Here is a 25,629-nt window from a genome sequence, read left to right on the forward strand (position 1 = left end):
GAGCGCCCGCGGCGCCCGCCGCCGGTCTGGAGGCCGAATGCCGCCCGTCGGCGAAAGCACCGAGAACACCGAAGAGGACTCCCGATCGAACCGCCGCCCAATCGAACTCATCGACTCGCCGGCCTTCCAGCGATCCCAGATCTCAGCCCGCTGGGCCGCCGAATAGTAGATCCGCCGCCGCTGCTTCATCACCCACGCTCCATCTCCAAAGGAAAAGTAGCGTGTTGCGATTACCGATTGAGACCACCCGACATCTCTGTCGTTCGTGAACTCGTCCCTCGAATCCACGCGGAATACCGGCCAGAACGGCGCCAGATCTGTAAAGCGCTCGTGCGTCACGCGATCCGAGAGGGGTCGTCGGAGGTTGCCTCTCAGCGCCCTTGAGGCATCGCGCCAGCCGTATACCCCACATTAACCTTGCTGGATGCTTAACTCATTGCGGAGCATGTGTTCCGTGGGAAACCCCGTTTCGGCCCATCTTTCGCCGGATTCGCGCGCGATTGACGGGGTACGGCATTTCCCCGGATCGCGAAACGGGCGGCGGCGTGGGTCTCCCGCGACGCGAGCGGCGGGGTTTGGATCGGGGCCATGGGCCTTGCAGGCTCGGCCGTCGGTCGTACCGCCTGGGTGAGAAGGATGACAGGATGAACCCCGCCGACGTTGCGCAGGCCGCGCCGCAGATCGACATGTCGTTCTGGACGCTGTTCTGGCATGCTCACATCGTGGTCAAGCTGGTGATGCTGGGCCTGATCGGCGCCTCGATCTGGTGCTGGTCGATCATCATCGACAAGACGCTGCTCTATCGGCGCACGCGCAAGGACATGGACGCCTTCGAGGAGGTGTTCTGGTCCGGCCGCTCGCTCGAGGAGCTCTATCGCGATCTCGCCGGCAAGCCGGTCAACGACATGGCCGCCGTCTTCGTCGCGGCGATGCGGGAGTGGAAGCGCTCCTTCGAGAATGGCGGGCGCTCGGTCGCCAGCCTCTCGCAGCGCATCGACAAGGTGCTGGACGTCACCATCCAGCGTGAGACCGAACGGCTGGAATCGAAGCTCCTCGTGCTCTCAACCATCGCCTCGGCCGCGCCCTTCATCGGCCTCTTCGGCACGGTCTGGGGCATCATGCATTCCTTCACCGCCATCGCGGTCTCCAAGAATTCCTCGCTCGCGGTCGTCGCCCCCGGCATTGCCGAGGCGCTCTTTGCCACCGCGATCGGCCTGTTCGCCGCGATTCCCGCGCTGATGGCCTACAACAAGCTCCAGGCCGAGGTCGCCAAGGCTCAAGGCCGGCTCGAGGCCTTCGCCGACGAGTTCTCCGCGATCCTGTCGCGGCAGATCGACGAGCGCATGGCGGCTTGAGGGGCTGAAAGCATGGGTATGTCCGCCGCCACAGGCGCAAAGGGCTCAGGCCGCCGGGGTCGACGCGGGCGCCGCCACGGCGCCATCGCTGAGATCAACATGACGCCGTTCATCGACGTCATGCTGGTGTTGCTCATCATCTTCATGGTCGCCGCGCCGCTGATCGCGACCGGCGTGCCGCTCGACCTGCCGCAGACCGGCGCCAAGCCGATCAACGTCGACCAGAAGCCGGTCACCATCGCCATCGACAGCAAGGGCCAGATCTTCCTGCAGGACCAGCCGACGCTGGAGCCGGATCTGGTCGCCAAGCTGCAGGGCCTGGCGAAGCAGGGCTTCGACGAACGCATCTATGTGCGCGGCGACAAGCTGGTCGACTATGGCCGGGTCGCCTCGGTGATGTCGACCATCACCTCGGCCGGCTTCAAGCGGGTTGCGCTGGTCACCGAACCGGCGAGCCGCTGAGAGCGAAGAAAGCAAGGGTGTTCAGGGCGTGAAGCTTACGACCTCCGAACCTGGCATGCTGGTGTCGGCGCTCGGCCACGCGACGGTCCTCGTCGCGGGGCTGCTGGCGTTCGCCTCGCCGGCGCCGCTGCCGGAGAACGAGGAGGCGATCGCCGTCGAGATCATCGATCCCAACGCGCTAAACCAGGTCACGCGCGGCGAGCGCAGCGCCGAGAAGGTGCAGGCCCAGCCGACGCCCCGCGCCGAGCGCCAGTCCGAGACGGTCGAGCGCAAGGAGGCCGGCGAGGCCAAGACCGACACGCCCGCCCCGCCTTCACGTCCGCCCGAGCTGAAGACCGCCGACGACAACGCTTCCGCGCCTCTGCCGCCGACCCGCTCAGTCGAACTGCCGAAGCCCGAGGCCAAGCCGCCCGAACCCGCCAAGCAGCCGCCGCAGAAGAGCGAGGCCGCCGCCGCGCGCGAGGCCGAGCAGAAGCGCGAGGAACTCGCCAAGCTCGCCGAGGAGGCCGAAATCGCCTCCAAGGCGAAGCAGGCCGAGGAAGAGGCGAAGGCCGCCGCCAAGGCCAAGTCGGAAGCGGAAGCCCAGGCCGCCAAGCGCGCGGCTGACGCAAAGGCCAAGGCCGAGGCGCTCGCCAAGGCCGAAGCCGACAAGGCCGCGAAGGAGAAGGTCGAAGCCGCCGCCAAGGCGAAGGCAGAGGCCGAGCAGAAGGCGAAGCTCGCCGCCGAGGCCAAGGCCAAGCAGGAGGCGGAAGCCAAGGCGAAGCGCGAAGCCGAGATCGCCAAGAACTTCAACGCCAGCGATATCGCCAAGCTGCTCCAGTCGAAGGAGAAGGCGCAGTCGTCCGGCTCCTCGGCGCCGCAGGTCAACCGCACAGCCTCGCTGGGCACCGAGCGCGGCGCCTCGCAGAAGCTCAGCCCCTCGCTTCGGGCCCAGCTCATCGGCATCATCCAGGACCAGCTCCTGAAGTGCTGGAACGTGCCGATCGCGCTCGCCAATGCGCATGGCAACGGCAATATCGTGCCCTCGGTCCGGATGAAGCTGAACACCGACGGCTCGCTCGCCGGCCAGCCGGGCGTCATCAACTCCTCCGCCGACCCGCTTTTCCGCGTCGCCGCCGACTCGGCGCTGACCGCCACCCGCCGCTGCGCGCCATTGCGCATTCCGGCTCAATTCGCCTCTTATTATGACGATTGGCGCGATGTCGTCGTCAATTTCGACGCAAGGGACGTCATGTGACCCCGATGATCGACCGTACCCCCCTCCCCTTCCTCACCGCCGCTCCGACCCGCCGCCGCCTTCTGGCGACCGCCGGCGCCGCGCTGCTGGTGCCCACGGCTGCCCGCGCCGAACTCGTGATCGACCTGCGCGGCGGCGCCTTCCAGCCGATGCCGATCGCCATCGCCGACTTCGCCGGCGAAGGCGGCGTCCTCGTCTCCGGCGTCATCACCAACAACCTGAAGCGCTGCGGCTACTTCACGCCGATCGACAAGAGCCGCTTCCCGGAGGCGAACCCGCCCTTCGACGCGGCGCCGCGCTTCGACGCCTGGAAGGCCAGCGGCGTGCAGGCGCTGGTGACCGGCCGCGTCGCGCGCGAGGCCGGCCGCATCCGCGCCGAGTTCCGGCTCTGGGACGTCGCGACCGGCACGCAGACCGACGGCCAGCAATATTTCACCGACCCGAGCAATGCTCGCCGCGTCGGCCACATCATCTCGGATGCGATCTTCAGCAAGGTCACCGGGCTCGGCGGCTTCTTCGACACCCGCGTCGTCTTCGTCGACGAATCCGGTCCGAAGGAAAACCGCCGCAAGCGCCTCGCCATCATGGACCAGGACGGCGCCAATGTGCGCTTTCTCACCAATGGCGACACCTCTGTGGTGACGCCGCGCTACTCGCCGGTCTCGCAGGACGTCACCTTCATGACCCAGCGCCAGGGCGAGCAGCCGCGCGTGCAGGTGCTCAACATCGAGACCGGCCAGCGCCAGGTCGTCGGCAACTTCCCCGACATGAGCTCGAGCCCGCGCTTCGCGCCCAATGGCCAGCGCGTCGTTCTCTCGCTGCAGCAGGGCGGCAACGCCAATCTCTATGCCATCGACATCGGCTCGCGCTCGACGACGCGGCTGACCTCGACGGCGGCGATCGACACCTCGCCCTCCTATGCGCCCGACGGCTCGAAGATCGTCTTCGAGAGCGACCGCGGCGGCCAGCAGCAGCTCTATGTGATGTCGTCCGCCGGCGGCGACGGCCAGCGCATCTCCTTCGGCCAGGGCCGCTACTCGCAGCCCTCCTGGTCGCCGCGCGGCGACCTGATCGCCTTCACCCGCCAGGGCGGCGGCGGCTTCGCCATCGGCGTGATGCGCCCCGACGGCTCGGGCGAACGCATCCTGACCGAGGGCTTCCACAACGAGGCGCCGAACTGGGCCCCGAACGGCCAGTACCTGATGTTCTTCCGCGATCCCGGCGGCCAGTCCGGCGGCAAATTGTACATGGTCGATATCACCGGCCGCGTCGAAGTGCCGGTGCCGACCCCGGCCTTCGCCTCCGACCCGACCTGGTCGCCCCTGCTGACCGCCGCGCGCTGAGGCGCGCAAATTTGCCTCGGCACCACGCCGTCATCCCGGGCTTGACCCGGGATCCATCGTAGAACGCCGCGCCATACGAGGGATCCCGGATCCACGCTTCGCTCCGGCCGGCATGACCCAAAAAGCCGCCCGATGATCTCGGGCGGCTTTTGCTTTTGCGATGCTGCCGGCTCAATCGCGATAGGCCGGCTCCTCGGCGTCGAGCTGCCGGCGGATCGAGGCCAGATGCAGGCGCGCCGATTCCGGGTCGCCCTCGCGCATCTGCCGATAGGCCGCCTCGGCGATCTCCGGCTTGACCGGCAGCACCTGGCGCCCCGTCGAGAGCGCCAGCGCCTGCACTTCGCAGGCGCGCTCCAGATAATAGAGATCGTCCCAGGCCTCGGCGATGGTCGGCCCGAGCACCATGACGCCGTGATGCTTCATGAAGACGATATCGGCCCCGCCGACTGCAGCCGCGATGCGGTCGCCTTCGCGCTCGTCGAGAGCCAGCCCGTTATAGTCCCGGTCGACGGCGGTGCGGCCGTAGAACTTCAGCGCCGTCTGCCCGGCGAAGATCAGCGGATCGCCCTCGGTCATCGAAAGCGCCGTCGCGTGGGGCATATGGGTGTGGAAGGCGACCTTGGCGCGCGGGATGTTCTTGTGGATCCGGGCGTGGATGTAGAAGGCGGTGGCCTCGGGCTCGCCCTTGCCGGACACGACATTGCCGTGGAAGTCGCAGATCAGCAGCTTCGACGCCGTCAGCTCCCGGAAGGCCCAGCCATAGGGATTGACCATGAACAGGTCGTCATAGCCCGGCACGAGCGCGGAGAAGTGATTGCAGATCCCCTCCTCGAAGCCATAACGCGCCGCCATCCGGAACGTCGCGGCAAGGTCCCGGCGCGCCTCCCATACCACCTCGGAGTCGAGGTCGGGCTGGTTCGGACCGCGGATGGGCGCCGTGCTCGCAGCGCCGGACTTCAGGGAATGGGCCATCGCGATCTCCGGTCGACGGGAAAGGCGGAAAAGAAGCAAGCATCGAGCCGACGCTTGCGGAACGATAGGGCCGGCCCGGCGAAACAGGCGCTGCAATTGCTCGGCCGATTTGCAAGCTTCTTTCGTGGCTACGATGAAGGCGTCGGCATGCTCCACAATCGACCCGCAGCCACCAGCCCGGCATCCGATGTGTCCGCCGCACCACAACCGCTGGCGGAAACGCCTTTCGCCATAATTGGTTAACCATACGCCCTAATGCCGCCACTTCGCCTTGTTCTGGCAAGGTCTCGTTTAGGTTGACGCTTCATTGATGGAGCCATGCGAAGCCCTCTTCGAAGCGCGCCGCCAAAAGATTTGATCGCCCGGAGTTCAGCCATGATGACCACTCTCTTCACCGGCGGCCGTGCCGTCCGTTTCGCCGCCGCCATTGCCGCAACGCTCGCACTCGGCGCCTGCGCCAAGGATCAGAACGCGGATGCCTCGGGCTTCGGCGCCGGCGGCGCCGCGACGCCCGGCAGCGCGCAGGACTTCGTCGTGAATGTCGGCGACCGCGTCTTCTTCGAGACCGACTCCACCGACCTGACCTCCACCGCCACCACCACGCTCGACAAGCAGGCCGGTTGGCTGCAGCGCTATCCGCGCTACACCTTCACGGTCGAGGGCCACGCCGACGAGCGCGGCACGCGCGAGTACAACTATTCGCTCGGCGCCCGCCGCGCCCAGACGGTGCGTGACTACCTCGCTTCGCGCGGCATCCAGGCCAACCGCATGCGCACCATCTCCTATGGCAAGGAGCGCCCGGTCGCGGTCTGCAACGACATCTCCTGCTGGTCGCAGAACCGCCGCTCCGTCACGGTGCTGGACGGCGCCGGCGGCGCGCCGGGCGTCTGATCGCAGCGAAAACGCACAGAAAGAGACCCCGGATGGCAACATCCGGGGTCTCTTCGCTTGTGGGAACTTTCCGTCATTCTCGGGCGCAGCGAAGCGCAGACCCGAGAATCTCAGGCAGAAAGAGACGCCTTTTCTGCCGGAGATGCTCGGGACAAGCCCGAGCATGACGACGCGTGGTCTTTCTCAACCAGCCGGCGTCGGGATCAGGCTCTTGGCGACGCCCTCGATCCGTTCGGCCGCCGCGACGAGCGCTTCCGCCGCACGGTCCTCGACATCGCTCAGGCGCTGGTCGGCGGCACCGGCATCGCCCCGTATCGCAGCGTGATCGGCCTCGAGCCGCGCCAGCCTCTGCCTGAGTTCATGCACCTCGTCGGCCACCATCAGCGCCGCCATGACATGCAGCCGCATGTCGCCGATCTCGCCGAAGGCCTGCCGCATCTCGCCAATCTTGTCGTCATAGAACTTGGCCAGCCCCTCCAGATGCGGTTCCTCGCCCTCCCCGCAGGCCATGCGGTAGGCCTTGCCGGCGATCATGACGTTGACTTGCGGCATCCGCTGTCCTGCCTCTCTGTCTAGCTCGCTTCGGGCTCGGCCGGCTGCTGCGCCTGCACGCGGTCGATCACGGCGCCGATGACGTTCATCGCCCGCTCCAGCCGCTGATCGACATCGGCCGCCGCAGTCTCGACATGGCCGAGCCGCGCCATCGCGCCGTCGAGATCGGCCGCAAGCCGCGCCCGATCGTCCTGCATCAGCGCCAGTTCCGTTTCGAGATTGCCCCGGCCGCGTTCGGATTCGATCCGCCGCCGCGCCGCCGCCTCGAGCTGCGCAAGCGCGCCGTCGAGACGCGCCAGCGCATTGTCCAACATCAGGCTCGCCACCATCGCTCTCCTTTCAGACCGAAGCCGGCTCACACGATTCGTGACTGAATTTACAGCAGAACGCCGGAAAACAGGAATCGCTCCGAAGACCCGGAAGCACCGCCTCGCAGGCACTTGCCCGCCATGCTTCAGACGCCGTCTGCGGAAAACCGGCAAAAGCCAGCCCCTGCGACCTCGAAAGCCGGATTCCGCGAATTGACTCGACCCGAGGGCAAGGCCTAATCCACCCATCCTTTTCGAAGCTTGCCAAGCCAGCCAGCAACACTTCCAGCAAGCCCTCCCGCCTGCCCCATGCCGGCTCGGAGCGGCCCTCCCGCCCGCCAGACGGAGCCTGTGATCACCATGACCACCATCGACCGTGCCCAGCACGACAAGCTCGCCAACGCCATCCGCGGCCTGGCGATGGACGGCGTCGAGAAGGCCAAGTCCGGCCATCCCGGCCTGCCGATGGGCGCCGCCGACGTCGCCACCGTGCTGTTCACCCGCGTGATGAAGTACGACGCCGCCGATCCGCGCTGGCCCGACCGCGACCGCTTCGTGCTCTCGGCCGGCCATGGCTCGATGCTGCTCTACGCCCTGCTCTATCTCACCGGCGCGCCGGGCATGGCGCTCGACGACCTCAAGGCCTTCCGCCAGGTCGGCTCGAAGACCCCCGGCCATCCCGAGAACTTCGAGACCGCCGGCGTCGAGACCACCACCGGCCCGCTCGGCCAGGGTCTGGCGACCTCTGTCGGCATGGCGATGGCCGAGCGCATGCTCGCCGCGGAGTTCGGCAGGAAGGTCGTCGACCACCACACCTACGTCCTCGCCTCGGACGGCGACCTGATGGAGGGCATCAGCCAGGAGGCCATCGCGCTGGCCGGCCACCAGAAGCTCAACAAGCTGATCGTGCTCTGGGACGACAACGGCATCTCGATCGACGGCCCGCTCTCGATTTCCGACAATGTCGATCAGGTCGCCCGCTTCAAGGCCTGCGGCTGGCGCTCGGAGCGCGTCGATGGCCATGATCCCGACGCCATCGAGGCGGCCATCCGCCGCGCCCAGAAGTCCAACAAGCCGACCATGATCGCCTGCAAGACCGTGATCGGCTTCGGCGCGCCGAAGAAGGCCGGCACCTCCAAGGCCCATGGCGAGCCGCTCGGCGCCGAGGAGCTCGCTGCCGCCAAGCAGGCGCTCGGCATCACCGGCGGCGCCTTCGAGGTCGCGGCCGACCTGCTCAAGGCCTGGCGCGGCTTCGGTGTGGCCGGCACTGCCGCCCACAAGGAGTGGAAGGAGCGCTTCGTGACCCTGTCCGAGCGCAAGCGCGGCGATTTCGAGCGCCGCATCGCCCACACCGTCCCGGCCAAGCTCGACAGGACGATCCTCGCCCACAAGAAGGCGCTGATCGCGGCGCCGCAGGCCGTCGCGACGCGCAAGGCCTCGGAGCTGGCGCTGGAAGCGATCATCCCGGTCATGCCGGAGCTGGTGATGGGCTCGGCCGACCTGACGCCGTCCAACAACACCCGCACCAAGGCCGCCGAGGATTTCACGCCCAAGACCCCCAAGGGCCGCTATGTCCGCTACGGCATCCGCGAGCACGGCATGGCAGCGGCGATGAACGGCATCACCCTGCATGGCGGCTTCCGCACCGCGGGCGGCACCTTCCTGGTCTTCGCCGACTATGCCCGCCCCGCCATGCGCCTCGCCGCGCTGATGGGCCTGCCGGTCGTCTATGTCATGACGCACGACTCGATCGGCCTCGGTGAGGACGGCCCGACCCATCAGCCGGTCGAGCACCTCGCCTCGCTGCGCTCGATGCCGAACATGCGCGTCTTCCGCCCGGCCGACACGATCGAGACCGCGGAAGCCTGGCAGGCCGCGCTGGAGCGCACCGACGGGCCGACGGTCCTCGCGCTCTCGCGCCAGAACCTGCCGCAGCTGCGCACAGATGCCACCGCGAAGAACCGCTCGGCGGCCGGCGCCTACGAGCTGCTGGCGGCCGAGGGCGGCAAGGCCCAGGTCTCGCTCTTCGCCTCGGGTTCCGAGGTCGAGCTTGCCGTCGCCGCCCGCAAGCTGCTGGCCGAGAAGGGCGTGCGCGCCCGCGTCGTCTCGGTGCCCTCGCTCGAGCTCTTCCTGGCGCAGGACGAGGCGACCCAGGCCGAGGTCGTCGGCAGCGCGCCCATCAAGATCGCAGTCGAGGCCGGCGTGCGCTTCGGCTGGGATGCGGTGATCGGCCATGACGGCACCTTCGTCGGCATGCACTCCTTCGGGGCGAGCGGCCCCTACAAGGAGGTCTACAAGCACTTCGGCATCACGGCGGAAGCGGTCGCCGAGGCGGCGATGAAGAAGCACAACGCCTGATTTTCGATAGAACGGGCTGAGATTCCCAGATCGGGTCTTGCGTTCGGCCATGCTTTGGCCGAATTGCCCGCGTGGATAGCGACGGCTGCGCCGGTTCGCTCGGCGAAGGAGAGGAAGACATGACGGTCAAGGTGGCGATCAACGGCTTCGGCCGCATCGGGCGCAACGTTCTGCGCGCGATCATCGAATCGAAGCGCAAGGACATCGAGGTCGTGGCGATCAACGATCTCGGCCCGGTCGAGACCAACGCCCATCTCTTCCGCTTCGACTCCGTCCATGGCCGCTTCCCCGGCACGGTGACCGTCTCCGGCGACACGATCGATGTCGGCCGCGGCCCGATCAAGGTCACCGCGATCCGCGATCCCAAGGACCTGCCGCACAAGGCCCTCGGCGTCGACATCGCCCTGGAATGCACCGGCATCTTCACCACCCGCGACAAGGCGGCGGCCCATCTCGCCGCCGGCGCCAAGCGCGTGCTGGTCTCGGCGCCCTGCGATGGCGCCGACCTGACCGTCGTCTTCGGCGTCAACCAGGGCGAGCTGACCAAGGATCACCTCGTGGTCTCGAACGCCTCCTGCACGACCAACTGCCTCGCGCCGGTCGTGCGCGTGCTGCATGACGCCGTCGGCATCGACAAGGGCTTCATGACCACGATCCATGCCTATACCGGTGACCAGCCGACACTGGATACCATGCACAAGGATCTCTATCGCGGCCGCGCCGCGGCAATGTCGATGATCCCGACCTCGACCGGCGCCGCCAAGGCGATCGGCCTCGTCATCCCCGAGCTCAAGGGCCGTCTCGACGGCACCTCGATCCGCGTGCCCACCCCGAACGTCTCGGTCGTCGACTTCAAGTTCATCTCGAAGCGCAAGACCTCGGTCGAGAAGATCAACGACGCCATCGTCAAGGCCTCGAAGCGCGGCCCGCTCCGGGGCATCCTCGCCGTCACCGACCAGCCGAACGTCTCGATCGACTTCAACCACGATCCGGCGTCCTCGACCTTCGCCCTCGACCAGACCAAGGTCATGGACGACAAGTTCGTGCGCGTGCTGTCCTGGTACGACAACGAATGGGGCTTCTCGAACCGCATGAGCGACACCGCCGTCGCCATGGGCGCCCTGCTCTGATCCATCGCCGCCATACCTCCGAAAGGGGGTATGGTGCATGAAAGCGGGGCCGCAAGCCGCTCGCGGCGCGGCCCCGTCATTTCCGCCAAGCTACGGAGAGCCTATGGCCAAGATCGAGCCGACCGTCATGTCCCCGGCGCCCACCGACGCGCCAGCCGTGACGCCGCCCCCCGCATTCAGCCCCGCTCCCGCAGCCGCGACGCCGCCGCCGGCCGCTCCGGCCGTCATTGTCGGCTCTGCCGTGCCGGCCTCTGCCGAAACCGCAGCGAAGTCCGATCCGCGCCAGCTCGACCAGCTCTCGCGCATCGAGGAGAAGGCAGCCCGCATCGAGGAGAAGTTCGCCCGCTACGAGGCCGTGCTGACCCGCGCCGAGGCCTCGCTGGAGCGCAGCGCCCATAAGGTGGACGCCGCCGCCGGCACCATGGATTTCGCCGCGATCCGCAACGAGATCGCCACCCTGCGCAATCGCATCGACGCGACGCCGCGCGCCGGCACGCTGTTCATGACCGCGATCGTCACCTCGGTGCTCACCGTCATCCTCACCATCCTGGTGCTGAAGTTCGGCGTGCCCGGCCTGTTCGGGGGTCTGCTGGCGCGATGAGCTTCCGGGACGTCGCCCTTCTCGCCGAGCCGCGCAGCCTGCGCTGGCGGCCGGTCGAGGGCGTCGGACTGGAGCATTTCACGCTGCGCGGCACGCCGGCCGGCATCCGCGCCGAATCCGTGGTGATCGGCGAGCGCGGCGGCGGAGAGCCCTACGGCGTTTCCTACGCCATCGATTGCGATCCGGGCTTTGCCGTGACGGCCTTGACGATCGCGACCACCGATGGGCGCCGCGTCTTCCTGGAGCGGCGCGACGGCATCTGGCGCGATGTCTTCGGCGAGCACCTGCCCGCTTTCGACGACTGCGTCGACATCGACCTCGCCGGCACGCCCTTCACCAACACGCTGCCGATCCGCCGCGAAAGCTGGCAGCCCGGCCAGAGCCGCGAATTCGCGATGCTCTACATCCCCTTCGACAGCTTCGTGCCGCGGCTCGACCGGCAGGTCTACACCTGCCTGGAGCCGCGCCTGTTCCGCTATCAGGCGGCCGACCGCAGCTTCGAGGCCGAATTGCCTGTCGACGATGACGGCCTCGTCGTCGATTATCCCAGCCTGTTCGAACGCATCTGAAGAGACGCCGATGACCGCCTTCCGCACCCTCGACGACGCCGATCTCGCCGGAAAGCGCGTGCTGGTCCGCGTCGACCTCAACGTCCCCATGGAAAACGGCAAGGTCAGCGACACCACCCGCATCGACCGCGTGCTGCCGACCATCCGCGAAATCGCCGACAAGGGCGGCAAGGTCATCCTGCTCGCCCATTTCGGCCGCCCCAAGGGCCGCGACGACAAGAACAGCCTGAAGCAGATCGTGCCGGCGCTCACCGCGGCGCTCGGCCGCCCCGTGGCTTTCGTCGACGACTGCATCGGCGATGATGTCGCCAAGGCCGTCGCGGCGGCTGCTAACGGCGACGTGCTCCTGCTGGAGAACACCCGCTTTCACGCCGGCGACGAGAAGAACGACCCGGACTTCGTGAGGGCGATCGCCGCCAATGGCGACGCCTACGTCAACGACGCCTTCTCGGCCGCCCACCGCGCCCATGCCTCGACGGAAGGCCTCGCCCATGTCCTGCCGGCCTATGCCGGCCGCACCATGCAGGCCGAGCTGGAGGCACTGTCCGCCGGCCTCGACAATCCGGCCCGGCCGGTGATGGCGATCGTCGGCGGCGCCAAGGTCTCGACCAAGCTCGAACTGCTCGGCAACCTCGTCAGGAAAGTCGACGTGCTCGCCATCGGCGGCGGCATGGCCAACACCTTCCTCGCTGCGCGCGGCGTCAATGTCGGCAAATCGCTCTGCGAGCATGACCTCGTCGGCACCGCCCGCGAGATCGAGGAGAAGGCCAGGGCCGCCGGCTGCGAGATCCTGCTGCCGGTCGATGCGCTGGTCGCACGCGAGTTCAAGGCCCATCCCAGCTACCGGGTCGTGCCGGTCGACGGTGTCGAGGCCGACGAGATCATCCTCGATGCCGGCCCGCTCAGCATCGCCGAAGTCGTGCTGCGCCTGGAGAAGGTGAAGACGCTGGTCTGGAACGGCCCCTTCGGCGCCTTCGAATTACCGCCCTTCGACACCGCGACCGTCGCCATCGCCAAGGCAGCGGCCAGGCGCGTCAAGGCCGGCGAACTCGTCGCGGTCGCGGGCGGCGGCGACACCGTCTCGGCGATGAACCATGCCGGCGTCGCGGGCGACCTCACCTATGTCTCGACGGCGGGCGGCGCCTTCCTCGAATGGATGGAAGGCAAGGCCCTCCCGGGCGTCGAGGCGCTGCGGAAGGCTTAAGGCACGGAAACGGCATTGAATCGGCCGCTCCGGCGACGGGGCGGCCGTTCGCATTTTAAGCTTTTTGCCGCTTTCGCTTTGCGCGGGCGGCGCTTCCGCACTACATCCTCCGACATATCGATTAGCCAAAGGGGAGTGCCATCGTGGCCCGTATCACGCTTCGCCAGTTGCTCGACCACGCCGCCGAGAACGACTACGGCGTGCCCGCTTTCAACATCAACAACATGGAGCAGGCGCTGGCGATTATGGCGGCGGCGGATGCGACCGACGCGCCCGTCATCATCCAGGCCTCGCGCGGCGCCCGCAGCTATGCCAACGACATCATGCTCAAGCACATGATGGACGCCGTCACCGAGATCTATCCGCATATCCCGGTCTGCGTGCATCTCGACCACGGCAACGAGCCGTCGACCTGCATGACCGCGATCCAGGCCGGCTTCACCTCCGTCATGATGGACGGCTCGCTCAAGGCCGACGGCAAGACCCCGGGCGACTGGGACTACAATGTCGGCGTGACCAAGACCGTCACCGACATGGCCCATCTCGGCGGCATCTCCGTCGAAGGAGAGCTCGGTGTCCTGGGTTCGCTGGAAAGCGGCGAGGGCGAGAAGGAGGATGGCCACGGCTTCGAGGGCAAGCTCAGCCATGACCAGCTCCTGACCAACCCGGACGAAGCCGTGAAGTTCGTCGCCGAGACCAAGGTCGATGCGCTCGCCATCGCCATGGGCACCTCGCACGGCGCCTACAAGTTCACCCGCAAGCCCGACGGCGCGATCCTCGCGATGAACGTCATCGAGGAGATCCACAAGAAGCTGCCGAACATGCATCTCGTCATGCACGGCTCCTCCTCTGTCCCGCAGGACCTCCAGGACATCATCAACCAGTATGGCGGCAAGATGCCCCAGACCTGGGGCGTGCCGGTCGAGGAGATCCAGCGCGGCATCAAGCACGGCGTGCGCAAGATCAACATCGACACCGACAACCGGATGGCGATGACCGGCCAGATCCGCAAGATCCTGTCCGAGAACCCCGGCGAGTTCGACCCGCGCAAATATCTGAAGCCCGCCATGGAGGCGATGACGAAGCTCTGCACGCTGCGCCTGCAGGAGTTCAACACCGCCGGCCAGGCCTCGAAGATCAAGCGTGTCATCACGCTGGCCGAAATGGCCAAGCGCTACGCCAAGGGCGAGCTCGACCCGACCTTCGGCGCCAAGAAGGCGGCGTGACGCTCTGATCTACCCCCTCTCCCCCTGATCCCGGGCTTGCCCGAGATCAGCTTCGCGAAGTGCCGAACTCGGCAACAGCCGAGTTCGGTCGGGAGAGGGTTGGGGTGAGGGGTCGCGCGACGTTTCCGGGAGCCWGCTTTTCAGGCAGATTCCGGGAACGTCGCGCGACCGCTCCTCCGTCTCGGCTTCGCCGAGCCACCATCTCCCACAAGGGGAGAAGGGAAAGCGGCGTGATACGGCCATGCGGGAGAGTCTCTTTCCGGCTGGGTGCATTTCTGATTCAAGAGGTCGAACCCCGCCGCCGAGCCCGCAATCCATGTCGATCGTCTTCTCCGCCCTGGTCGCGGTCTTCGTCGGCTTCGCGGCTTCCGTCGCCGTCATCCTCTCGGCCGCGCACGCGCTCGGCGCCACGGCCGATCAGACCGTCTCCTGGGTCGCCGCGCTCGCCATCGGCACGGCCCTGCCGAGCATCTGGCTGTCCTGGCGTTACCGCATGCCGATGATCTGCGCCTGGTCGACGCCGGGCGCGGCCCTGATCGCCGCCGCCAGCGGCTTCGACATGGCCTCCGCCGTCGGCGCCTTCCTCGTTGCCGCCGTGCTGATGATGCTGACCGCGGCCTTGCGCCCGCTCGGCGGATTGATCGAGCGCATCCCCATGCCGATCGCCTCGGCGATGCTGGCGGGCGTGATCTTCCGTTTCGTCGTCGCCGTCTTCGACGAGATGAGAATATCGCCGCTGCTGGTGCTGCCGCTGCTCGCGGTCTTCCTCGTCGCGCGGCTTCTCAACCCCTTCCTCGGCGTCATCGCGGCGCTGGTCGCCGGCATCGCCATCAGCTTCGCGGGCGGGCTTGCCCATTGGCCGGCAGGAGAGATCGCGCTCACCGGCCTCGAATTCGTCACGCCGCGCTTCGATATTGCCGCCATGCTCGGAATCGGCGTCCCGCTCTATCTCGTCACCATGGCTGCCCAGAACCTGCCCGGCTTCGCCGTGCTGCGCGCGGCCGGCTACAACCCGCCGACGGCGCCGGCCCTGTTCGCCACCGGGCTCGTCTCGCTGCTGACGGCCCCCTTCGGCGCGCATATGACCAACATGGCCGCGATATCAGCCTCGATCTGCACCGGCGGCGACACCCATCCCGATCCGGCCCAGCGCTGGAAGGCCGGTGTGATCTACGGCTTCGCCTATATCGTCGTCGCCGGCTGCACCGGCCTGCTGATCGCGCTGCTGCTCGCCCTGCCCAAGGCGTTGATCGTCGCCGTGGCTGGGCTGGGCCTCGTCGGTTCGTTCACCGGCGCGCTCGCGCAGGCGATGTCGCCCGACAAAGAGCGCTTCGCCGCGGTCGTCGCCTTCGCCGTCGCGGCCTCCAGCCTCTCGCTTTTCGGCATCGGTTCTGCCTTCTGGAGTCTCGTTGCCGGGCTTAGCGTCTTGACATTGGACTTCGCTGCGGGCCGTTTGCGCAGCCGATCATGACTACACACGCTTCCCCCACTCGCCTGATGCTCGTCACCCCGCCCGTCGAAGACGCGGAGGCGATGGCCTTTCGCCTGATGCAGGCCATGGCCGGCGGCGATGTCGCCGCCGTCGTGCTGCGTCTGTCCCCTGGCGACGACCGCAGCCGGATCGAGCGCGTCAAGCGCCTCGCCGGCCCGGTCCAGGCCAATAATGTCGCCCTCGTCGTCGAGGACAGCGCCCTCGTCGTCACGCGTGGCGGCGCCGATGGCGTCCACCTCACCGGCGGCCCCGAAGCCATCGCGGAGGCCCGCTCCAGCCTGCGCAACGAGCGCATCGTCGGGGCCGGCAACCTGCGCGCCCGCCACGATGCGATGGATGTCGGCGAGGCCGGCGTCGATTACGTCATGTTCGGCGAGCCGCGTGCCGATGGCAGCGTGCCGCCGCTCGCAGCCGTGATCGAGCGCGCCGGCTGGTGGGCCGAAATCTTCGAGACGCCCTGCGTCGCCTACGCACCCGATGCCGAATCCATCGCCGCCCTGGTCGAGACCGGCGCCGAATTCCTCGCGCTCGGCGCCTGGGCCTTCGAGGAAGGGCAGGACATTCGCGCGCTGGTCGAAGCCGCCAATGCTGCGATTGCCGCGTGCTCGGCGCGGAAGACGGCGCGATGAAGCGGCTTGCCCGCATCGCCTGGCTTGCCGGCCTCGTGCTGGCGGCGCCGGCCGAGGCTGCGCCCTACGCCGACAATGCCTACGGCGCCTACCAGGCCGGCCACTACCGGCGCGCCCTCTCCGAAGCCCTGAAGCGCATCGAGGCGGACAGCAGCGACGCCGCGGCGATGACGCTGGTCGGCGAACTCTACCGCCAGGGCCTTGGCATCCCGCCCGACCAGAAGGTCGCGACCGAATGGTATGAGCGGGCCGAGGCGCGCGGCGACGTCAATGCCGCCTTCGCATTGGCGACGCAGCTTCTCGACGAGAAGAGCGGCAAGCGTGACCCGGCTCGCGCCGGCGCCCTGCTCGAAAAAGCCGCCGCTGCCGGCCACCCGGCAGCAAACTACAATCTCGCGCTGACGCTGCTCGCCACCGGCCGCGAGGCTGACGACAAGCCGGCGGTCGCCCATCTCGAGATCGCGGCCAAGGGCGGGGTCAGCGATGCCATGCATGCGCTCGGCGTGCTGGCGAAGCAGGGCCGCGGCATGCCCGCAAATGAGCAGGTCGCGGCGCGCTGGATGCAGCAATCCGCCGCCGCCGGCAACATTCCCGCCATCGTCGAGTATGCGATCATGCTGTTCAACGGCACCGGAGTGCCGAAGGACGAGGCGGCAGCGGCAAAGCTGTTCCAGCGCGCAGCCGCGCAAGGCAATCCCATCGCCCAGAACCGCCTGGCCAAGCTCTATCAGTTCGGCCTGGGCATTCCGCCGGACACGATAGAGGCCGCCGCCTGGCATCTCGCAGCCCGTTCACAGGGCCTCGACGACCCGGCGCTGGAAGCCATGTTCGACCGCCTGAAGCCGGAGCAGCAGGGCCGCGCCGCGCGCATTGCGGCCAGCCGCATCAGCAGCGCAGTCTTGACGGCGCCCTAAGAGCCGCGCAAGTGACGGCTCGCTATTCTCGCCGGGCGCACAGGCCGCGCCGCAGGCTCATCGCGCCATCGCCGCGCGCAAGAGGTTCCAGATGATCCGTTCCCCCCTGATAACCGTGATGACCGACGCAGTGATCAAGGCGTCCCGCTCGCTCAAGCGCGACTTCGGCGAGGTCGAGAACCTGCAGGTTCTGGCCAAGGGCCCCGGCGACTTCGTCTCCAAGGCCGACCACAAGGCCGAGCAGATCCTGCGCGAGGCGCTGGAGAAGGCCCGCCCCGGCTACGGCTTCGTGATGGAGGAGAGCGGTGTCGTCCACGGCACCGACGAGAGCAACCGCTGGCACATCGACCCGCTCGACGGCACCCACAACTTCCTGCGCGGCATCCCGCACTGGAACATCTCGGTCGCGCTGGAGCGCGACAACCAGTTCATCGCCGGCGTGATCTACGACGCCGCCAAGGACGAGATGTTCGTGGCCGAGAAGGGCAAGGGCGCCTTCGTCAACAACCGCCGCCTGCGCGTGTCCGGCCGCAGCGAGCCGGCGGACATGCTGATCGGCACCGGCATCCCCCATATCGGCAAGGGCGGCCATGGCCAGTTCCTGCGTGAACTCGCCGCCGTGATGCCGCGCTTCGCCAATGTCCGCCGCATGGGCTCCGCCGCGCTCGACATCGCTTATGTCGCCGCCGGCCGCATGGACGCCTATTGGGAGCGTGGCCTCAACACCTGGGATTTCGCGGCGGGCGCCGTGTTGATCCGCGAGGCGGGCGGCACCTTCGGCACGCTCGACGGCAAGCAGGTCACCAGCGCGAAGGACATCCTCTGCGGCAACGAGGCCGGCGAGCAGGCGTTGCGCGCCGCGCTGAAGACGGCGGGCTGAGGAACCTTCCCCGCTCTTTCGTGCTTGATCCCGGAGACGCGGGAGGCGACAGTCCTCCCGCACTCCGAGGCGAACGGAAGACGACGCATGGCGAATGAGGATTTCGCGGCCGAGCCGGTGGCGGCCGCACCAACGCGGGCGGAAACCCGTTTCTCAAGGCCGCTTCGCTACATCGTCCGCGCGGTTCTGTTCCTGGCCCTGATCGGCTTTCTCGGCTTCATCCTGCAGGGCGGGCTGGTCCAGGCCTTCATGACCAATCCGGGGCTTAACGGCCTCATCCTCGGCGCGCTCCTGGTCGGCGTGCTGATCGCGCTGCGCGAACTCTGGCGCATCCACAGCGAGGCCCGGGCCGCGACCCGCCTCGCCGCCGCCCCCGCCTCGGCGGAAGTGCGGCGCGGACAGGTCATCGCGCCGCTCGGCCCGGTCCTGCCGGCGCTGGACAACGGCTCGCTCGCCCCGGCCCAGGCCGTCTCCGCGCTCGAATCGATAGCGGTCAGGCTCGACGACGGGCGCGAGGTGCTGCGCTATCTCGGGGGCCTGCTCGTCTTCCTCGGCCTGCTCGGCACCTTCTGGGGCCTGCTCGACACGGTCGGCTCGGTCGGCGGCGTCATCAAATCCCTGCGCACCGGGGCCGAGGCCGGCGTGCTCTTCGACGAGCTGAAGGCCGGCCTCTCCGCCCCGCTCGCGGGCATGGGCCTGTCCTTTTCGTCCTCGCTCTTCGGCATCGCCGGCTCGCTGATCCTGGGCTTCCTCGATCTCCAGGTCGCGCAGGCGCAGCGCCGTTTCCGCAACGAGATCGAAAGCTGGCTGGGCACACGCACCGCCATTCCCGGCACCATCGCCCCGTTGCTTGGGGCGGGCGATCCGCTGGCCGATCGCTTCGAGAAGCTGAGCGCGGCGATGGCGGACGGGGCGTCCAACAACCGGGCCGCCACACAGGCGCTCGCCAATCTCGCCGAAGGCATCCAGGGCCTTGTCCAGCACATGCGGGCCGAGCAGCAGATGATCCGTGACTGGGTCGAGGCGCAGGCTTCGCGCGAGAAGGACCTGAAGCGCCTGATCGAGCGCCTTACTGCCGACCAGATCGCTGAGCCATGATCAGCCTCTCCAGCGCAGGACTCTGAAGGATGGCCCTCTCCCGCGCCCATCGCCGCGAGGAAACAAACTTCTGGCCCGGCTTCGTCGATGCACTGTCGACGATGCTGATCGGCATCGTCTTCCTGCTCACCGTCTTCGTGCTTGGCCAGTTCTTCCTCTCGCAGGAGCTCACCGGCAAGGACACGGCGCTGGAGCGGCTCAACCGGCAGATCTCGGAGCTGACGGACCTGCTCGCGCTTGAGCGCTCCTCCAACCGGCAGGCCCAGGAGAGCCTGCAGCTCATGCAATCGACCTTGACCCAGTCGCTGGGCGAGCGCGGCCGCCTGCAGGGTCTGATCGATACCCAGAACGGCAACGCCCCGGCTCAGCTCGCCGACGCGCAGAAGGCGCTGGAGACCGAGAAGCAGCTCTCCGCCCGCGCCCAGGCCAGCGTCGATCTCGTCAACCAGCAGATCATGGCCATGCGCCGCCAGCTCGCCGCACTGGAGGAGGCTCTGGGCGCCTCGGAAGCCAAGGACAAGGAATCGCAGGCGCGCATCTCCGAGCTCGGCTCGCGGCTCAACGTCGCGCTCGCCCAGCGCGTGCAGGAGCTGGCGCGCTATCGCTCGGACTTCTTCGGCCGGCTGCGGCAGGTGCTTGGCACGCGGCCGGACATCCGCGTCGTCGGTGACCGCTTCGTCTTCCAGTCCGAGGTCTTCTTCGATGCCGGCCAGGCCGTGCTGAAGCCCGAGGGCAAAGGCGAGCTCGACAAGCTCGCCACCATCCTGCTCGATCTCGGCAACGAAATGCCGCCGGACCTACCCTGGATCCTGCGCGTCGACGGCCATACCGACAATCGCCCGATCAAATCGGCGCAGTTTCCCTCGAACTGGTATCTCTCCTCGGCGCGCGCCATCGCGGTCGTCGAGTACCTGATCTCGCGCGGCCTCCCGACCGACCGCGTCGCCGCGACCGGCTTCGGCGAATACCAGCCGCTCGACGTCGCCAACAGCGACGAGGCCCACCGCCGCAACCGTCGCATCGAGTTCAAGATCACGGAGCGCTGAGCGTTCTGCGTCTTCTGGAACCTCATCGTCATTCCGGGGCATGCCGTAGGCATGAGCCCGGAACCCAGAACCGATTCCCGATATTGCGATAGACGAGCGCTACCGGCACTTTTCCCGTCGAACTGCGTCGGTTCTGGGTTCCGGGTTCTTCGCTACGCGAAGCCCCGGAATGACCGAGCGGTTCCCGCGCACCTCTTACGCCGCCTCGAGCCCGAACTGCAGCGCCGCGAGACGCGCATAGAGCCCACCGCGTGCCTTCAGCTCTGCATGGCTGCCCTCCTCGACGACGCGGCCGTCTTCCAGGACCAGGATGCGGTCGGCCGAGAGGATCGTCGCGAGGCGATGCGCCACCACCAGCGTCGTGCGCCCCTGCATCAGCCGGTCGAGCGCGTCCTGCACCACGCGCTCGCTTTCGGAATCGAGCGCGCTCGTGGCCTCGTCGAGCAGCAGGATCGGCGCGTCCTTCAGGATTGCGCGGGCGATGGCGAGGCGCTGGCGCTGGCCACCCGACAAGGTGACGCCACGCTCGCCGACGACCGTGTCATAGCCCTCGGGCAAGGCGCGGATGAACTCGTCCGCGGCAGCGAGCCGCGCCGCCGCCTCGACCTCCGCCAGCGAGGCGCCGGGCTGGCCATAGGCGATGTTGTCGCGCACCGAGACGCCGAACACGGTCGGCTCCTGCGGCACCAGCGCGAAGCGCTCGCGCCAGGCCTCGGGATCGGCCTCCGGTCCGGCGACGCCGTCGACGACCACGCGCCCGTTCTGCGGATCGTAGAAGCGCAGCGCCAATTGCAGCACGGTGCTCTTGCCCGCGCCCGATGGCCCGACCAGCGCCACGCGCTCGCCCGGCCTGATCGAGAAATTCAGGTTCGACAGCGCCGGGCCGACGCGCCCGGGATAGCTGAAGGAGACGTTCTCGAAGGCGAGTTCGCCGAGCGAGGGATGCGGCATCGGCTTGGGATGCGGCGGCGCGGCGATAGCCGGCTTCATCGCCAGGATCTCGCCGAGCCGGCTCGAGGCGCCGGCCGCCGCGCTGATATCCCCGTAGACCTCGGAGAGCTGGCCGAGCGAGCTTGCCGCCAGCACCGCATAGAGAATGAACTGCGAGAGCCGCCCGCCGGTCATCCGCCCCTCGAAGACCTCGGTCGCCCCAGTCCAGAGCACGCAGACGACGCTCGCGCTGACCAAGAAGATCGCGACGCCCGAGAGCAGCGCGCGCGATGCCGTCGCCTGGCGCGAAGCCGAATAGGCCCCGTCCGAAGCGGCCTCGAACCGCGCCGAGGTCTGGCTGGCAGCGCCGAAGGATTGCATCGTGCGGATCGCACCGACCGCCTCGGCGGCGAAGGCCGAGGCATCTGCCAGCCGGTCCTGCGCCGCCCGCGCCCGCCTGCGCACCGTGCGCCCGGACAGGACGAGCGGGACGACGATCAGCGGGATGACGCCGATGACGATGGCGGAGAGCCGCGGGCTCGTCGCCACCATCAGCCCGAGCGCGCCCAGCGCCATGATGGCGTTGCGCAGCGCGATCGAGGCCGTCGAGGCGAAGGTCGACTTGATCTGCGTGGTGTCGGCGGTGAGCCGCGAGACGAGGTCTCCCGCCCGGCTCGAATCGAAGAAGGCCGGCTCCAGCCGCGTGAGGTGGCGGAAGACGTCGGCGCGCAGGGAGGCGACGATGCGCTCGCCCACCGTCATGACGAGGTAGAAGCGCGCCGAGCTCGCCAGCGCCAATACGGCGACGACGCCGATCAGCAGGATGAAATAGCTGTTGGCGAGCTGCTGTTCACCCCCGGTGAAACCGACATCGATGACGCGCCGGACCGCCATGGGCAGTACCAGCGTCGCCAGCGACGCGATGACGAGCGCAACCAGCGCCAGGGCGATCCGCCCCTTCTGCGCCTGCGCATAGGGCCAGAAGGTCGCCAGAGAGCGGAAGTCGGGCCGCGCCTTCTTGTCGTTCTTGTCAGCCTCGGCCACGCGCCGGACCTCCTTCGTCTCTCGCATGCGCCACGCACGCTCTTTCAACCAATATCAATCTCGCTTCGTGAAGCCGATAGCGGCGCCCTTGGCAAACGACTCAACGCCGCAGGGGCCGCCTCGAATGCCGGTTAAGCTTGCGCTGTGGTCCCGGCTGCGATATGTGCACGCGACTTCACGACAGGCTCATCCGAATTCTTTTCGACGGGCCGGGCAGGCCCGCCTGCTTGTCGATGCGCCCGTTTTTGTAAGCTTCGAGGATTTCGTCATGGCCAAGTCCGGCATCCACCCCGACTATCACAACATCAAGGTCGTCATGACCGATGGCACCGAATATGCCACCCGTTCGACCTACGGCAAGGAAGGGGACACCCTCAACCTTGACATCGACCCCAAGACCCACCCGGCCTGGACCGGCGGCACCCAGCATATGCTGGACCGTGGCGGGCGTGTGTCGCGCTTCAACACGCGCTTCGCCGGCCTGGGCACGATCGGCAAGAAGTGATGCTGCGGCGCTCTGGCGCCGTCGTTGACCTGAAACAAAAAACCCGGCCTCGCGGCCGGGTTTTTTGTTGGAAATCCTGAACGCGCAGGCATCCGTTCGATCGAGCGGAACTGCGCCGTCATTCCGGGGCGGCCCGCAGGGGCGAGCCCGGAACCCAGAACCGATGCGTTTCACGCAGGAGGCGCGAGCGTCGAGCCCGCATTCGAACGGCACCGGTTCTGGTTTCCCGGCTCAAGCGCTCCGCGCTTGCCCCGGAATGACGGCGGTGTCCTGCGACGAAAGCCGGTCAGCGACGCCCGATGATCCTCAGTGCGTCAGGCCGAGCCGCGCCTGAAGGCTCGCCAGCTGGTCCTGGACGGGGTTGCGAGCTTCGCTGCGGGTCTCGGCTCCCGACATCTGGCTTTCGAGATGGCGCAGGCGCGCCTGCAGCCGCTGCGAATGCGCCATCAGATCGCGCAGGCGTTCCGGCAGTTGCGCGACGATATGCTCGGCCGGCGCGATCATCGGATCGCCGATCTTGACCTTGTTGTGCTCTGTCCTGGCCTGCTCGACCGTCAGTTCGCCCTCGGCCACGGCACGTTGCACCAGGAGCCAGGAGGCGATCTGCATCAGCCGGGTGGTCAGGCGCATGCTCTCGGTAGCGTAGGTCAGCGCGACCTCGCGCGGCAGCGCCGCCGCTTCCTTGCGGCCGTCCCCATCGAGATAGGCGGCCGTCTGCTCCACCAGCCCCATGCCCTCGCGGAACAGCAGCATGAAGGCGTCGGATCGCACGAAGCGACGCGCGAAGGAAAGGGCGCCCTCTTTCGTCTGCGGATCGAGCAGCTGGGCATCGTTCATGCGGTGTCTCCCATCGGCACAAGCCCGTGCGCCTTTGAAACGCGTCACGGATCATGCCGCCGATGTCGCAAGGATAGCGCCGATCACGTTTCCCGACGCCGGTAAGATGTCGTTAAGGTTAACGCGGCTAAACAGCTCTGGCGAGATATGACCGGCAGCCCGCCCGGACACGGGGATAAACGCGCTTATGGGCACAGTGCGCGAGAGACGCCAAAAACAAAAAAAGAGCCGCCAGAGGCGGCTCGAAGGTCAACAGGGAGGCGTCAAACAGAGTGGGCAGGAGCCACTCGACATCCAGACAAACTGGATGATGCGATTCATACTTTGGAATCTTTAACGCCGCCTTAACGGGCGTGCCTTTTTGACCCTTGTTCAGGCCAGCTTTCGGAAAAACGCGTCCGCCGCGGAGCGCGACGCATCCTTTTTCGCGCGCGCCTCGGCCAGGCGTTCGATCTCGGCCTTCAGCACCGAGATGCGCTCATCGATCTCGGCGAGCGAGAGCATCGACAGATCCTGCCCGATCTCATGCACGCTCTTCGGCTTGGGGCGATCATCCTCCGGGAATATCGACATGGCGGCCTCGCATCTGCTCAAACTGCGCGCGGCAGGCTAGCCAACTCACGGCCGCAGTCACGCTGCGCCGCACCATGACGAAGGACGACAGGCCATGAAGCCCCTACCCGAGACGATGACAGCGATCGGCATCGCGCAGCCCGGCGGACCGGAAGTCCTGCGGCCGGAGAGCCGTCCCGTTCCGAAGCCCGGCCCGGGCCAAATCCTCGTCGCCCTCGCCGCAGCCGGCGTGAACCGCCCCGATGTCCTGCAGCGCCAGGGCGGCTATAGCCCGCCGCCCGGTGCCTCCGACATCCCCGGCCTCGAAATCGCCGGCACCGTCGTCGCGCGCGGAGAGGGAGCGGAGCGCTTCGCGATCGGCCAGCAAGTCTGCGGCCTCGTCGCCGGTGGCGGCTACGCGCAATATGCCGTCGTCCACGAGAGCAACGCGCTGCCCGTACCCGACGGCCTCTCGCTGATCGAGGCCGGCGCTATCCCCGAGACCTTCTTCACCGTCTGGACCAACGTCTTCCAGCGCGGGCGGCTGCAGGCCGGCGAGAGCTTCCTCGTCCATGGCGGCTCCTCCGGCATCGGCACCACGGCGATCCAGCTCGCCAAGGCCTTCGGCGCGACCGTGCTGGCGACCGCCGGTTCCGAGGACAAATGCCGGGCCTGCCGCGAACTCGGCGCCGACCATGCCATCAACTACCGCACGGAGGATTTCGTCGTGGCGGTGAAGGCGGCGACCGAGGGACGCGGCGTCGACCTCATCCTCGACATGGTCGGCGGCGACTATATCGACCGCAACTACGAAGCCGCCGCCGATCAGGGCCGCATCGTCCAGATCGCCTTCCTCAACGGCCCGAAGGCGACTGCCAATTTCAGCCGACTGATGCTGAAGCGCCTGACCCATACCGGCTCGACGCTGCGCCCCCGCACCATCGCCGAGAAGGCGGCCATCGCCGCCGAGCTGCAGGAGAAGGTCTGGCCGCTGCTGGAAGCCGGGCGCTGCAAGCCCCTGATCAACGCGACCTTCCCGCTTGCAGAGGCCGCGCAGGCGCACCGGCTGATGGAATCCAGCGCCCATATCGGCAAGATCGTGCTGACGGTGTGACTCCCCTCGCCGTCATTCCGGGGCTTCGCGCAGCGAAGAGCCCGGAACCCAGAACCAATGTCCTTCTGGCGGGTCTTGCAACGAGGTCCGCGCCGTCATGGAAAGCGCATCGGTTCTGGGTTCCGGGCTCAGGCCTTCGGCCTGCCCCGGAATGACGATGCGGTTGCGCCAACTGCCAGCAGCCTCTGCTACTACAGCGCACGCTTTCCATGGACACCTGCCCCGCCCTCGCCTATAAGGCGCGCCATCCTGCTCATCGTCGATGATTTGGATGGCCGGCCGGGGAGGCCGGTCGGCGCATGAGAGCTTTTGTCCGCGACCTTGCCTTGACGAGCCCCAGCCAAGCGAGCTGACGGCGCGAAGGCATTTCAGGAGACGCA

General features: G+C 67.7%; 25 protein-coding genes and 1 pseudogene. 19 read left to right on the forward strand and 7 right to left on the reverse strand.

Going from position 1 to position 25,629, the window contains the following annotated elements:
• Positions 1 to 189 (reverse strand): annotated as a pseudogene (locus tag AC1DVA_RS13335) (IS30 family transposase); the annotation flags it as partial.
• A gap of 455 nt (positions 190 to 644) precedes the next feature.
• Between AC1DVA_RS13335 and tolQ the strand changes: the two are divergent.
• From tolQ to tolB, 4 genes are read left to right on the forward strand one after another with little or no spacing between them, the layout of a single operon-like run.
• Entirely contained in the window at positions 645 to 1,355 is a 711-nt protein-coding gene (tolQ, locus tag AC1DVA_RS13340; protein ID WP_265054781.1) for a protein TolQ, read from the forward strand.
• 12 nt (positions 1,356 to 1,367) lie between these two features.
• Positions 1,368 to 1,817 (forward strand): ExbD/TolR family protein, encoded by a 450-nt coding sequence (locus AC1DVA_RS13345; RefSeq protein WP_265054782.1) that lies wholly within the window; start codon positions 1,368 to 1,370, stop codon positions 1,815 to 1,817.
• Positions 1,818 to 1,845: 28 nt separating this feature from the next.
• On the forward strand, positions 1,846 to 3,054 hold the full coding sequence (gene tolA, locus AC1DVA_RS13350; protein WP_476806160.1) for a cell envelope integrity protein TolA: 1,209 nt from the start codon (positions 1,846 to 1,848) through the stop codon (positions 3,052 to 3,054).
• Positions 3,055 to 3,059: 5 nt separating this feature from the next.
• Complete coding sequence (gene tolB, locus AC1DVA_RS13355) at positions 3,060 to 4,397, forward strand: Tol-Pal system beta propeller repeat protein TolB (RefSeq protein ID WP_265054784.1); 1,338 nt, start codon at positions 3,060 to 3,062, stop codon at positions 4,395 to 4,397.
• Positions 4,398 to 4,568: 171 nt separating this feature from the next.
• Here the strand turns inward: tolB and AC1DVA_RS13360 are convergent, their stop codons facing one another.
• Positions 4,569 to 5,369 (reverse strand): aldolase, encoded by an 801-nt coding sequence (locus AC1DVA_RS13360; protein WP_476806161.1) that lies wholly within the window; start codon positions 5,367 to 5,369, stop codon positions 4,569 to 4,571.
• 378 nt (positions 5,370 to 5,747) lie between these two features.
• Here AC1DVA_RS13360 and pal point away from each other — a divergent pair, with 378 nt between their 5' ends.
• Positions 5,748 to 6,260, forward strand: a complete 513-nt coding sequence (gene pal / locus AC1DVA_RS13365; RefSeq protein WP_265054908.1) for a peptidoglycan-associated lipoprotein Pal — start codon at positions 5,748 to 5,750, stop codon at positions 6,258 to 6,260.
• A gap of 183 nt (positions 6,261 to 6,443) precedes the next feature.
• Here the strand turns inward: pal and AC1DVA_RS13370 are convergent, their stop codons facing one another.
• Together AC1DVA_RS13370 and AC1DVA_RS13375 are read right to left on the reverse strand one after the other, a co-directional pair.
• Positions 6,444 to 6,812 carry a cell division protein ZapA gene (locus AC1DVA_RS13370; RefSeq protein WP_265054786.1) on the reverse strand — a complete coding sequence of 123 codons (369 nt, stop codon included), beginning with the start codon at positions 6,810 to 6,812 and terminating at the stop codon, positions 6,444 to 6,446.
• Positions 6,813 to 6,832: 20 nt separating this feature from the next.
• On the reverse strand, positions 6,833 to 7,138 hold the full coding sequence (locus AC1DVA_RS13375) for a DUF4164 domain-containing protein (protein ID WP_320109574.1): 306 nt from the start codon (positions 7,136 to 7,138) through the stop codon (positions 6,833 to 6,835).
• Positions 7,139 to 7,480: 342 nt separating this feature from the next.
• On the opposite strand from AC1DVA_RS13375, the gene tkt reads away from it, so the two are divergent.
• The 12 genes from tkt (at position 7,481) to AC1DVA_RS13435 (ending at position 20,267) form a co-directional block, all read left to right on the forward strand.
• Positions 7,481 to 9,478 (forward strand): transketolase, encoded by a 1,998-nt coding sequence (tkt, locus tag AC1DVA_RS13380; RefSeq protein WP_476806162.1) that lies wholly within the window; start codon positions 7,481 to 7,483, stop codon positions 9,476 to 9,478.
• Positions 9,479 to 9,597: 119 nt separating this feature from the next.
• Entirely contained in the window at positions 9,598 to 10,608 is a 1,011-nt protein-coding gene (gene gap / locus AC1DVA_RS13385; RefSeq protein ID WP_265054788.1) for a type I glyceraldehyde-3-phosphate dehydrogenase, read from the forward strand.
• A 103-nt stretch (positions 10,609 to 10,711) separates the two neighbouring features.
• Positions 10,712 to 11,209 carry a hypothetical protein gene (locus AC1DVA_RS13390; protein WP_476806163.1) on the forward strand — a complete coding sequence of 166 codons (498 nt, stop codon included), beginning with the start codon at positions 10,712 to 10,714 and terminating at the stop codon, positions 11,207 to 11,209.
• Positions 11,206 to 11,778: a putative glycolipid-binding domain-containing protein gene (locus tag AC1DVA_RS13395; protein WP_476806164.1), complete on the forward strand. Its 573-nt coding sequence runs from the start codon at positions 11,206 to 11,208 to the stop codon at positions 11,776 to 11,778. The genes AC1DVA_RS13390 and AC1DVA_RS13395 overlap by 4 nt, the downstream gene beginning before the upstream one ends.
• Positions 11,779 to 11,788: 10 nt before the next feature.
• Positions 11,789 to 12,982, forward strand: a complete 1,194-nt coding sequence (locus AC1DVA_RS13400; RefSeq protein WP_476806165.1) for a phosphoglycerate kinase — start codon at positions 11,789 to 11,791, stop codon at positions 12,980 to 12,982.
• A gap of 143 nt (positions 12,983 to 13,125) precedes the next feature.
• Positions 13,126 to 14,208, forward strand: a complete 1,083-nt coding sequence (fba, locus tag AC1DVA_RS13405) for a class II fructose-bisphosphate aldolase (RefSeq protein WP_265049935.1) — start codon at positions 13,126 to 13,128, stop codon at positions 14,206 to 14,208.
• A gap of 316 nt (positions 14,209 to 14,524) precedes the next feature.
• Positions 14,525 to 15,679, forward strand: coding sequence for a benzoate/H(+) symporter BenE family transporter (locus AC1DVA_RS13410; RefSeq protein WP_476806166.1), 1,155 nt, complete (start codon positions 14,525 to 14,527; stop codon positions 15,677 to 15,679).
• Complete coding sequence (locus AC1DVA_RS13415; protein ID WP_476806167.1) at positions 15,676 to 16,329, forward strand: thiamine phosphate synthase; 654 nt, start codon at positions 15,676 to 15,678, stop codon at positions 16,327 to 16,329. The genes AC1DVA_RS13410 and AC1DVA_RS13415 overlap by 4 nt, the downstream gene beginning before the upstream one ends.
• Positions 16,302 to 17,243 (forward strand): tetratricopeptide repeat protein, encoded by a 942-nt coding sequence (locus AC1DVA_RS13420; RefSeq protein ID WP_476806168.1) that lies wholly within the window; start codon positions 16,302 to 16,304, stop codon positions 17,241 to 17,243. The genes AC1DVA_RS13415 and AC1DVA_RS13420 overlap by 28 nt, the downstream gene beginning before the upstream one ends.
• Before the next feature lie 91 nt (positions 17,244 to 17,334).
• On the forward strand, positions 17,335 to 18,123 hold the full coding sequence (locus AC1DVA_RS13425) for an inositol monophosphatase family protein (RefSeq protein WP_476806169.1): 789 nt from the start codon (positions 17,335 to 17,337) through the stop codon (positions 18,121 to 18,123).
• 87 nt (positions 18,124 to 18,210) lie between these two features.
• The gene (locus tag AC1DVA_RS13430; protein WP_476806170.1) at positions 18,211 to 19,221 is read left to right on the forward strand and encodes a flagellar motor protein MotA; all 1,011 of its coding nucleotides are present in this window, start codon (positions 18,211 to 18,213) and stop codon (positions 19,219 to 19,221) included.
• Positions 19,222 to 19,250: 29 nt separating this feature from the next.
• The gene (locus tag AC1DVA_RS13435; protein WP_476806171.1) at positions 19,251 to 20,267 is read left to right on the forward strand and encodes a peptidoglycan -binding protein; all 1,017 of its coding nucleotides are present in this window, start codon (positions 19,251 to 19,253) and stop codon (positions 20,265 to 20,267) included.
• Positions 20,268 to 20,462: 195 nt separating this feature from the next.
• Here the strand turns inward: AC1DVA_RS13435 and AC1DVA_RS13440 are convergent, their stop codons facing one another.
• Positions 20,463 to 22,268, reverse strand: a complete 1,806-nt coding sequence (locus AC1DVA_RS13440) for an ABC transporter transmembrane domain-containing protein (protein WP_476806172.1) — start codon at positions 22,266 to 22,268, stop codon at positions 20,463 to 20,465.
• A 241-nt stretch (positions 22,269 to 22,509) separates the two neighbouring features.
• Here AC1DVA_RS13440 and rpmE point away from each other — a divergent pair, with 241 nt between their 5' ends.
• Complete coding sequence (rpmE, locus tag AC1DVA_RS13445; RefSeq protein ID WP_265049942.1) at positions 22,510 to 22,746, forward strand: 50S ribosomal protein L31; 237 nt, start codon at positions 22,510 to 22,512, stop codon at positions 22,744 to 22,746.
• A 306-nt stretch (positions 22,747 to 23,052) separates the two neighbouring features.
• Here the strand turns inward: rpmE and rcdA are convergent, their stop codons facing one another.
• Together rcdA and AC1DVA_RS13455 are read right to left on the reverse strand one after the other, a co-directional pair.
• Positions 23,053 to 23,583, reverse strand: coding sequence for a protease adaptor protein RcdA (gene rcdA / locus AC1DVA_RS13450; protein WP_476806173.1), 531 nt, complete (start codon positions 23,581 to 23,583; stop codon positions 23,053 to 23,055).
• A gap of 372 nt (positions 23,584 to 23,955) precedes the next feature.
• Positions 23,956 to 24,156 carry a DUF1192 domain-containing protein gene (locus AC1DVA_RS13455; RefSeq protein ID WP_265049944.1) on the reverse strand — a complete coding sequence of 67 codons (201 nt, stop codon included), beginning with the start codon at positions 24,154 to 24,156 and terminating at the stop codon, positions 23,956 to 23,958.
• Positions 24,157 to 24,250: 94 nt separating this feature from the next.
• On the opposite strand from AC1DVA_RS13455, the gene AC1DVA_RS13460 reads away from it, so the two are divergent.
• Entirely contained in the window at positions 24,251 to 25,249 is a 999-nt protein-coding gene (locus AC1DVA_RS13460) for an NAD(P)H-quinone oxidoreductase (RefSeq protein WP_265049945.1), read from the forward strand.
• Positions 25,250 to 25,629: the final 380 nt, after the last annotated feature.

It is taken from the genome of Allobosea sp. P4_C6, from assembly GCF_056402015.1.

Bases quoted from the DNA above. Each gene is read 5' to 3' on its own strand.
- gap (WP_265054788.1), top strand. From the start codon at position 9,598: ATGACGGTCAAGGTGGCGATCAACGGCTTCGGCCGCATCGGGCGCAAC.
- AC1DVA_RS13455 (WP_265049944.1), bottom strand. From the start codon at position 24,156: ATGTCGATATTCCCGGAGGATGATCGCCCCAAGCCGAAGAGCGTGCAT.
- AC1DVA_RS13460 (WP_265049945.1), top strand. From the start codon at position 24,251: ATGAAGCCCCTACCCGAGACGATGACAGCGATCGGCATCGCGCAGCCC.
- rcdA (WP_476806173.1), bottom strand. From the start codon at position 23,583: ATGAACGATGCCCAGCTGCTCGATCCGCAGACGAAAGAGGGCGCCCTT.
- AC1DVA_RS13370 (WP_265054786.1), bottom strand. From the start codon at position 6,812: ATGCCGCAAGTCAACGTCATGATCGCCGGCAAGGCCTACCGCATGGCC.
- AC1DVA_RS13430 (WP_476806170.1), top strand. From the start codon at position 18,211: ATGGCGAATGAGGATTTCGCGGCCGAGCCGGTGGCGGCCGCACCAACG.
- AC1DVA_RS13415 (WP_476806167.1), top strand. From the start codon at position 15,676: ATGACTACACACGCTTCCCCCACTCGCCTGATGCTCGTCACCCCGCCC.
- AC1DVA_RS13390 (WP_476806163.1), top strand. From the start codon at position 10,712: ATGGCCAAGATCGAGCCGACCGTCATGTCCCCGGCGCCCACCGACGCG.
- AC1DVA_RS13435 (WP_476806171.1), top strand. From the start codon at position 19,251: ATGGCCCTCTCCCGCGCCCATCGCCGCGAGGAAACAAACTTCTGGCCC.
- AC1DVA_RS13410 (WP_476806166.1), top strand. From the start codon at position 14,525: ATGTCGATCGTCTTCTCCGCCCTGGTCGCGGTCTTCGTCGGCTTCGCG.
- pal (WP_265054908.1), top strand. From the start codon at position 5,748: ATGACCACTCTCTTCACCGGCGGCCGTGCCGTCCGTTTCGCCGCCGCC.
- tolB (WP_265054784.1), top strand. From the start codon at position 3,060: ATGATCGACCGTACCCCCCTCCCCTTCCTCACCGCCGCTCCGACCCGC.
- AC1DVA_RS13360 (WP_476806161.1), bottom strand. From the start codon at position 5,369: ATGGCCCATTCCCTGAAGTCCGGCGCTGCGAGCACGGCGCCCATCCGC.
- AC1DVA_RS13395 (WP_476806164.1), top strand. From the start codon at position 11,206: ATGAGCTTCCGGGACGTCGCCCTTCTCGCCGAGCCGCGCAGCCTGCGC.
- AC1DVA_RS13345 (WP_265054782.1), top strand. From the start codon at position 1,368: ATGGGTATGTCCGCCGCCACAGGCGCAAAGGGCTCAGGCCGCCGGGGT.
- rpmE (WP_265049942.1), top strand. From the start codon at position 22,510: ATGGCCAAGTCCGGCATCCACCCCGACTATCACAACATCAAGGTCGTC.
- tolQ (WP_265054781.1), top strand. From the start codon at position 645: ATGAACCCCGCCGACGTTGCGCAGGCCGCGCCGCAGATCGACATGTCG.
- AC1DVA_RS13440 (WP_476806172.1), bottom strand. From the start codon at position 22,268: ATGCGAGAGACGAAGGAGGTCCGGCGCGTGGCCGAGGCTGACAAGAAC.
- AC1DVA_RS13400 (WP_476806165.1), top strand. From the start codon at position 11,789: ATGACCGCCTTCCGCACCCTCGACGACGCCGATCTCGCCGGAAAGCGC.
- AC1DVA_RS13425 (WP_476806169.1), top strand. From the start codon at position 17,335: ATGATCCGTTCCCCCCTGATAACCGTGATGACCGACGCAGTGATCAAG.
- tkt (WP_476806162.1), top strand. From the start codon at position 7,481: ATGACCACCATCGACCGTGCCCAGCACGACAAGCTCGCCAACGCCATC.